We start from the raw sequence: 6,926 nt of genomic DNA on the forward strand, positions 1-6,926 counted from the left end.
CCAGGAATTAAGATTTACGGCATTGTTAAGTCCGAATGGGTAGCGTTTTCAGGGATCGAGGCAATGGTTCGATGGCATAAGGCGTGAGGATCCGCTGAGTAGGGCAGGTTCAAGCCTCTCGCGGTCGGAAGGCGGCAGTGCGACCTTGATCTCAATCTGAAGGTGCGGTCGACGAGAAGCGGACGCAGGGGAGCCATCGCGATCCAGGAGGAGCAGTCGCTCGAATTGCCCCGAAATGCGTTTCTGGTGGCCGGTGGAGGGGCGTCGGGGCAGGTTTGCCGGGACGATCGTGCCGGTGTTGGGAACGGGTGGGGTGACAGCTGGGTAACGATGGATCTGTGGACCCTCTGGGCTGCGGGTCTATTGCTTTGGGTGGATATCCTCGGGGCCTCGCGGGAGCGGGACTGGCTGGTAACCTGCAACGTCGTGACAGGCATCCCTTGCGGTGCTGGCCACTGCGGTGTCCCCCTCCCCGAGGGCGCTGCTGTGCCGGTGCTGCCGGGAGTGGATGTTATCGGCCTGGCGGGCGGCGTGGGTGAAAGCGTCACCGTTGATGGGACATGCACGGCACAGGGCGCGGGGATGATCCCGTGCTGAGGAACAGCACAGCCGAGGGGATGGGTCCGGTGAGCGGTGCGGACCAGGGCTACGGAGTGGCCCAGGGGAACGATTCTGCAGCGGCGGAAGAGGCCGTCACGGCCCCGATCCCGACCGGTGCCGCTCCTGCGAGCCCGCAGGCAGCACCGGGCCACCAGCAGCCTCCCGGCCAGCAGCCTCCCGGCCAGCAGCCTCCCGGCCAGCAGATCCCCGGCCAGCAGGCTCCTGCCCAGCAGATCCCGGCCCAGCAGGCCTCAGGCCAGCAGGCGCCTGGGTCGTATGCGACACCGGCCGACGAGCAAGCAACGGCCCAATGGCCGCTCGCCGGCCAACCAGGCACCCTTCCGGCCAGCACCCCTTCGGCCAGCGGCCCTCCGGCATCGAACCCCGGCCCGCAATACGGAGCCCAGTACGGCACCCCCCAATACGGCGCTCAGTACGGCGGCACCCCCACCCCCGCCCCAGGCGCAGGCTCGAATCCCGCCGCCGTCGGTCAGAACCAAGCCGGCGCCCCGTCCTACGGCCCGTTCCACGGCGGCCAGAACGACGCCTACCCGACCTCCGGCGCAGCCTGGGACCCCACCCCGACCTCAGGCGCGACCTACCCGACCTCGGGTGCAGGCACCTACCCCACCTCCGGCGCGGCCCCCACGAGCGGCGTCCCCACGAGCGGCACAGGCATCCACCCGACAAGCGGCTACCCCACGAGCGGCACCGGCACGTACTCGCAATTCCCGACCTCAGGCGCAGCGAACTACCCCACCTCAGGCCCGTCGAACTACCCCACCTCAGGCGCAGCGAACTACCCCACCTCGGGCCCGTCGAGCTATCCCACCTCAGGCGGAGCGAACTACCCCACCTCAGGCCCGGCCGACACGGACCAATACGGCCTCCCGCCCGCGGACCCCGACCGTTTCGCCCTGGTCCCGGCAAAGGGTGACCAGCACACCGACGCCGAGCGCTTCGGGTTCGAGTCCGTGCAGACGTTCGGCGGGCCGAGGATCGAGCCGACCCCCAGGCAGCCGAAGGGCCGGTTCATTCTCCCGGCGCTGGCGGGCCTCGTTGTGGGTCTTCTTCTTTTCGGTACGGGTGGCTGGTTCCTGGGCCGCGCGATGTCCGACGGCTCGGGCGGCTCGACGGTTGCCGACAAGCCGGCGACCGGGGGTAACCGCAATCTCGGTCCGTACGAGAGCAACCAGGTGGCGCTCAACGCGCCGAAGTTCAGCGGTGAGCTGACGACCATCGCGGATGGCTGGCTGCCGCGGCTCTCGAACTGCTCGCGCAGCGGCGACAAGGACGGCCCGACGCTCGCTAACGGTGAGAAGGTCCGGGTTCGCTGCCAGTTCGACGCGATCAGCATGTTCTTCATCGAGTACAACACCCCCGCGGACCGGGACCGGGCCAGGGTCAGCAGCCTGGGCCAGAACGTCGACGCCCGCGCGCTCACCCCCGGTGTTGCGGACGCCGGCTCACGGAAGACCCCGTCGGGCCGGACCGAGGGCAATTACATCGAGTACGCGTACCAGGTCGACGGTCGCACGGTCGCCGGTCTGTGGTGGGACGACTACGCAACGCCGGTCGGCGCGTTCATGCTGGCGTACTGGGACAAGGACATGGGCCAGAAGTGGGACGGCGTACGCGAGGTCTGGGGTAACTGTGCCTGAATTGCCCGCAACGTTCCTGAGCAGGGCGTGAGCGGGTCTGTGCCGTAAGTCCTATCCGCTGCCGAATCATGAGTCCTTGACCGAAGCGGCTCTCGCGACCTAGCCTCGCGTTACCAAGGTTTGTACGACCATCGAAGGCTAAGCGCACAACATAGATCGCATTACTTTTCAGCATCACTTCCAGTTCTGGACCGTACGCCCGGCGAAGCCACCGCCGTCGCGAACGCCCACTACCGGACAAACCGCCACCAAGAGCGCGAGCAGCGGCAACGCATCAAGCACTCACAGTGACGGCGACTCCTCGGCCCACCAGCCGGCCGCAGGACCACCGGGCGACTAACCCGGCCCCTGCGAACCGGCCCGCAAGCCGGACGAGCCACCCAGCACCACGACCCGGCAGCCAAGCAGCATCCGCAGCACAGCCCACCGACAGCGCCCCACAAGGTCGGCCCGAAAGCCAGCCCCTGAGACCAGCCCGACCGGGCGCCCGCCGCAAGGCCGGCCCGATCGTCCTACCTCACAAGCCGGCCCAGGCCCCACCCGAAAGGGCAACAACCCCAGGTGCCGGGCCTCGACCCGGCGACCCAGGGGAAGTCGATGCGGCGGAGCAGCTGACCAGAAGGGACGGCAGTCACCAGCGGATCGGAACCGTCGGCGCCCGATACCGACGGCTGATGGTTCGCAGCCATGGCGACCGGACGACGCAGTCCCGACGCCGACGTCGACATTCGCAGCTCGCCGACCGCGCGGGCAGCGAAGCAGCCGGTCTTCCAGGAGACCGGCCCTGGCCCGTGACGAAGTGGGCCGGGAACAACCAGCGGTCCTTCGTCGGCGACGATGCCCCCGCACCACGTCCAGTGGTGCCGGGCACCCCGAGCCGGAGCGGGACGGCATCCGCGGTCAGCCGCCTTTGGTCGGGCATCCCTTACCCGCGCTACGCGTAGGACCATCCCACGCGAGCCCGGAGCACCCCGCGCGGAATGCGCAGGCAGTGCCCGGGCAGCGAGCGCAGGACGAAAGACCGGTCGCAACCTTTGCGGCGCGGCGAAGGGAGAAGCGGCGAGATGACGGCCCTCGACTGGGTGCTCGTAGTGGCGATCGTCGTTCTCGCTGCCTTTGTGGCGGCAGGTTTGTTCCTCGGGGCCCGGGCGTTGCAGAAGTTCCAGGCGAATCGCAGCGCGGATGAGCAGTCCCGGGAGCAGACGCTGCATGCCGCGAAGGCCAAGGTTGATGACGCGAACGCGAAGGCCGCATCCGTACGTGCGGAAGCAGCCGCAGCCAAAGCAGAGGCCACAGCGGCCCGGGCCGAAGCGAAGCGGGTGCTGGAGTCGGCGCATGAGGAAGCCGACACGGTTCTCGAGCATGCCCACCGCCAGGCCGAGGCCGACGCCGAGCAAGTGAGATCCGCGGCCCGCCGCAGTGGTGAGCGTGAGGTCGCCCTGCTCAACACCACGGTGAAGGAGCAGTCCGCCGAGGTGGAGCGCCGGGCCGCGCGGATCGATGAGCGGGAGCGGCTGCACGCCGAGGAGGTCGAGCGCCTGGTGATCCGGGAGCGCCGGCTTGCCACGCTCGACGCCGATCTGACGGCGCGGGAGTCGGGACTGACCACCCGTGAGGCCGAACTGGTCGAGGCCGAGGAGCGCCGTCGCCGCGAGCTGGAGCGGATCGCCAGCCTCACCGCCGAGCAGGCCCGCGCGGAGCTGATCGAGAGCATCGAGAGCCAGGCCAAGCGGGAGGCCGCGATCCTGGTCCGGGACATCGAGGGTGAGGCGAAGAACACCGCCGACACCCGGGCCCGGCACATCGTGGTCGACGCCATTCAGCGGATCGCGAGCGAGCAGACCGCGGAGAGCGTGGTCAGCGTCCTGCATCTGCCGAGTGACGAGATGAAGGGCCGGATCATCGGGCGCGAGGGCCGCAACATCCGGGCGTTCGAGTCGGTCACCGGCGTGAATCTGATCATCGACGACACCCCCGAGGCCGTCCTGCTCTCCTGCTTCGACCCGGTCCGCCGCGAGGTCGGCCGGCTCACCCTGGAGAAACTCGTCCTCGACGGCCGCATCCACCCGCACCGCATCGAGGAGGTCTACGAGAGCGCGAAGAGCGAGGTCGACCGGCTCTGCGAACGAGCCGCCGAGGAGGCCCTGGTCGACGTCGGCATCACGGACCTGCACCCTGAGCTGGTCACGCTCCTGGGCCGCCTACGCTACCGCACGAGCTACGGCCAGAACGTCCTCAAGCACCTCGTCGAGACCGCCCACATCGCCGGCATCATGGCCGCCGAGCTGGGCCTGGACGTCCCCACGATGAAACGCTCGGCGTTCCTGCACGACATCGGCAAGGCGCTCACCCACGAGGTCGAGGGCAGTCACGCCCTGATCGGCGCCGACCTGGCCCGCAAATACGGCGAGTCCGAGGACGTCGTCCACGCGATCGAGGCCCACCACAACGAGGTCCAGCCCCAGACCGTCGAAGCCGTACTCACCCAGGCCGCCGACGCCTGCTCCGGCGGCCGGCCCGGCGCACGGCGCGAGAGCTTGGAAGCGTACGTGAAGCGTCTGGAACGGATCGAAGAAATCGCCGGCGGCAAGCCGGGGGTCGAAAAGGTCTTCGCGATGCAGGCCGGCCGCGAAATCCGGGTAATGGTCCGCCCCGACGACGTCGACGACATCGGCGCCGCCGTTCTCGCCCGCGATGTCGCCAAACAAATCGAAGAAGAACTCACCTACCCCGGCCAGATCCGGGTCACGGTAGTGCGCGAATCCCGGGTGACCGAGTTGGCCCGCTAAAAAGGCCAGGTCGGAAGGCCAGGTCAAAAGGCCAGGTCAAAAAGAGCAGGGCAAAAATCAAAGGCCAGGCAAAGATCAAGATGTCGCACCTGGCTGCATGGTGCTGACCGCAACTCCCGTCGAGGCCGCACCCGGCCGGCCAAGGCGCCGGGGGCGCCAGAACGGCCGCCCGGCTGCTTCATTCTGCGTGAGTGGTTCAGCGGGTCACCGATGTTCACAAGCCAAGGATGACCGGGTCGGTGGGTGTCCCGGACGTGAGTAAGCCGGTCAGCGGTGTGCCAAGGTCGCGGGGCGAGAACAGGTCGGGCCCGATGTAATTCGTGATCTCAGCGAGCCGCCACCATCGGAAGGCGCCGATGCGCTCAGCGGCGAGCTGGTCGTCGGTGAACTCGCCCCGAGGCTCGAAGTGGTCAGCGCGGATGAGGAAGTAGTCGTTGACGATGCCGTCGAAGCCGGGCGCATAACCTGCGGCGACGACCACTTGATGCCAGACGTGCGGCGGGTCGCTGGCGGTGATCAGGCCGGTTTCCTCCCGCAGCTCACGACGCAGCGCGGAGAGCCCGTCCTCACCCGGTTCCACGCCACCACCCGGAGCGGCCCAGACGACCTGTGCCCCGTGCGGGACCGCCGGGTGGGGGAAATCGAATCGGCACAGCAGGACGCGATCCTCCTCGTCGAGGATGATCGCGCGGACGGCGGTGCGAAGGTTCAGCGACATGCGGGCTCCTGATCCTGCGCCGATGGTGCCGGCGATGATCGATGTGGGACGCAGGCTAGCGCTACGGCCGGGCCGCTGCTCCGCTGCTCCGCTGCTCCGCTGCTCCGTCGCCCAGAGTGACTGAGCTCAATCCACAATCACGGCTCAATCCACAATCACGGCGGGAAGCGGTTGACTCTCCAGTCGCTGGAGGGTTGAGGATCGATCCATGGACAAACACGCCGGCCTGCTGACCATCGGCCAGCTCGCGCGCCGCACCGGCCTCACCGCGCGGACCCTGCGCTTCTGGTCCAACGAGGGAGCCATCGCGCCGGTGAGCCGGACGACGGGCGGCTATCGGCTCTACGACGCCGCGTGTGTGGCCCGTGTCGAGCTCGTCCGCACGTTACGGGAGCTGGGTCTCGGGCTCGACGACGTGCGCCGGGTGCTCGAGGGCCGGGCCACGGTCGCCGAGGTCGCCGACGCGCATGTGGCCGCCCTCGACGCGCAGATCCGTTCGCTGAAGGTCAGCCGGGCGGTCCTGTCCACCGTATCGAAACGACGATCCACCACCGAGGAGACAGCACTGATGAACCGCTTGGCACGGCTCTCCGCCACCGAACGTCTGCAGATCATCGACGACTTCAAAGCGGACGTGTATGACGGTCTCGACATCGAACCGCAGCTCCGCGACCGCGTCCGAGGCCTCCGCATCGACCTGCCCGACGACCCCTCGCCCGAACAGGTGGACGCCTGGATCGAGCTGGCAGGGCTGCTGCAGGATCCGGATTTCCGCGCCCGGATGCGAGCTTTCCTGCAGCTGAACATCCCCCTGCCCGGCCAGAACAACCCGCCCGGTGCCCGCATCTGGTGGGCCCGCCAGGTCGTGAATTCCGTCGCCCGCACCAGAGCCGACGGCGTCAGCCCCGACGACCCCGCCGCAGTCGATCTGGTTTCCACCATGTTCGCCAACGCCGATCTCAGCGCGGTCCTGGCCTCCCTGGAGGCGGGAATCGACGCCGGCGCGGAGCAGTATCGCGAGCTCGTCTCCCGAGTGCGCGGAGAGCACGGTGCCCCCGACGCCACCGAGGACCTGCACTGGCTGGCAACAGCATTACGCCATGTCACCGGGCTTGTCCCGAAGGGCCGGACCGCGAGAGCCTGAAGCCCCGGCTGAAA

At 68.5% G+C, this 6,926-nt stretch carries 4 protein-coding genes; 3 read left to right on the forward strand and 1 reads right to left on the reverse strand.

Annotated elements, in window-relative coordinates; genetic code table 11:
- Positions 1-590: 590 nt before the first annotated feature.
- A complete protein-coding gene (locus Ahu01nite_RS23390) occupies positions 591-2,261 on the forward strand; it encodes a hypothetical protein (protein WP_203838740.1) in 1,671 nt (556 codons plus the stop codon).
- Positions 2,262-3,325: 1,064 nt separating this feature from the next.
- Positions 3,326-5,050 carry a ribonuclease Y gene (rny, locus tag Ahu01nite_RS23395; RefSeq protein ID WP_203838741.1) on the forward strand — a complete coding sequence of 575 codons (1,725 nt, stop codon included), beginning with the start codon at positions 3,326-3,328 and terminating at the stop codon, positions 5,048-5,050.
- A gap of 214 nt (positions 5,051-5,264) precedes the next feature.
- On the opposite strand, the gene Ahu01nite_RS23400 is transcribed toward rny, so the two are convergent.
- Positions 5,265-5,768, reverse strand: coding sequence for an NUDIX hydrolase (locus Ahu01nite_RS23400; protein WP_203838742.1), 504 nt, complete (start codon positions 5,766-5,768; stop codon positions 5,265-5,267).
- A gap of 208 nt (positions 5,769-5,976) precedes the next feature.
- Between Ahu01nite_RS23400 and Ahu01nite_RS23405 the strand changes: the two genes are divergently transcribed.
- Positions 5,977-6,912, forward strand: a complete 936-nt coding sequence (locus Ahu01nite_RS23405; RefSeq protein WP_203838743.1) for a helix-turn-helix domain-containing protein — start codon at positions 5,977-5,979, stop codon at positions 6,910-6,912.
- Positions 6,913-6,926: the final 14 nt, after the last annotated feature.

The sequence above is a fragment of the Winogradskya humida genome (assembly GCF_016862215.1).
Taxonomy (GTDB): domain Bacteria; phylum Actinomycetota; class Actinomycetes; order Mycobacteriales; family Micromonosporaceae; genus Actinoplanes; species Actinoplanes humidus.